The organism is Oceanotoga teriensis, assembly GCF_003148465.1.
GTDB lineage: Bacteria > Thermotogota > Thermotogae > Petrotogales > Petrotogaceae > Oceanotoga > Oceanotoga teriensis.
Genome location: NZ_QGGI01000044.1, coordinates 1 through 1,657, shown reverse-complemented (window position 1 = coordinate 1,657; position 1,657 = coordinate 1). Strand labels below are relative to the sequence as shown.

Annotated in this window: 1 protein-coding gene and 1 rRNA gene; one reads left to right on the top strand and one right to left on the bottom strand. The window is 29.0% G+C overall.

Features of this window, described 5'->3' with window-relative positions:
* Positions 1–391: 391 nt before the first annotated feature.
* On the top strand, positions 392–1,486 hold the full coding sequence (gene wecB / locus C7380_RS13390; RefSeq protein WP_109606748.1) for a non-hydrolyzing UDP-N-acetylglucosamine 2-epimerase: 1,095 nt from the start codon (positions 392–394) through the stop codon (positions 1,484–1,486).
* 47 nt (positions 1,487–1,533) lie between these two features.
* Here the strand turns inward: wecB and rrf are convergent.
* A 5S ribosomal RNA gene (rrf, locus tag C7380_RS13385) occupies positions 1,534–1,647 on the bottom strand.
* Positions 1,648–1,657: the final 10 nt, after the last annotated feature.

Sequence of the window (1,657 nt, the reverse complement as noted above, 5' to 3'; positions counted from 1 at the left end):
TGTGTTAGGCGCGCCGCCAGCGTTCACCCTGAGCCAGGATCAAACCCTTCATCCTTATGGTTTGTCCTTCTTCAGTTCTTTCTCTGACGTCTTTTTCTTCCTTACCTTATTGGCTTTCTTCTATCCACTTTTCAAACAGCATTTATTTCTCCGGCTTCTCAGCCAGCCGAAGTATATACTATCACATTTCTCTATCTCCTGTCAATTTCTTTTTTGTTACATTTATTCCTCCCTTTCTTTACACATTTCCACCTCTTAACGTGTTTGATGATTTCTTTTTGTATGAAAGCCTGTAATCATGTAGAATTTAACTATTATTCCATTTATTTGTTTTTTATAATTTAATGTTATAATATAAAAAAGAGTTAAATTACAACTTAGGAGGTTAAATATGAAAATAGGTATAATATTTGGTACAAGACCTGAGGCAATAAAAATGGCTCCCTTATATAAAAAATTAATAGAAAATAATATAGACACAAAAATAATCTCTACCGGTCAACATAAAGAAATGCTTGATCAAGTTTTAAATGTATTTGAAATAATACCAGATTACAACTTAAATATAATGAAAAAAGGACAATCTTTATGTGAACTAACATCAAGATTATTAAATGAACTAGATAAAATACTAAAAAAAGAAAGATTTGATCTAATACTAGTTCATGGTGACACCAGCACCACAATGACAGCGAGCTTAGCAGGATTTTATAATAAAATTCCCATAGGTCATGTAGAAGCAGGACTTAGAACAAAAGATATATATGATCCTTATCCAGAAGAATTAAATAGAAGAATAACAAGTAATATAGCAAATTATCATTTTGCACCGACAGAACTTGCAAAACAAAATTTAATAAAAGAAAATATACCAGAAAAAAATATAATAATAACTGGAAATACCGTAATAGACTCAATAAAATGGATAAAAGAAAATAAATCAGAAAATATAAAAATGATACAAAATAATCTAAATTTAAAAAAACAAAAATATATTTTAATGACTATGCACAGAAGAGAAAATTGGGGAACACCTATTGAAAATGTTATGAAAGCGGTAAAAAAATATACTTCAGAAAAAAATATAAAAGTCATTTTTCCAATACATTTAAACCCTATAGTAAGAGAAAATGTAAAAAAAATAATAAAAAATGATACAAATATAATTCTCACAGAACCTTTAGAATATTTAGAATTCATAAGTCTTATGGATGGATGTCATTATATAATGACAGATAGCGGAGGAATACAAGAAGAAGCACAATATCTAAAAAAAACTATATTAATATTGAGAAAAACAACTGAAAGACCTGAAGCAATAAAAAATGGAACTGCAATTTTAGTGGGAACAGAAGAAGACAAAGTTTATAATGCGATGAAGGAATTAGAAAAAAATATGTATAAAAATATAATAAAAGATAAAAATCCTTTTGGGGATGGTTTTGCTTCAGAAAAAATAGTAGATTTTATACTAAAAAGCAAATAAAAATAAAAGAAAAGAGAGAACAAAGAAGTTCTCTCTTAGAAAAAAAGAAGGGGCGAAACTTACTCTTGCACACAAAAAGTGTACTACCATCAGCATGAGAAGGCTTAACTGCCAGGTTCGGAATGGATCTGGGTGGAACCCAACTCATTATCCTCACCCCTAAATACTCAC

Excerpts from the sequence above, each read along its gene's own strand:
- wecB (WP_109606748.1), top strand. The coding sequence starts at position 392 with ATGAAAATAGGTATAATATTTGGTACAAGACCTGAGGCAATAAAAATG.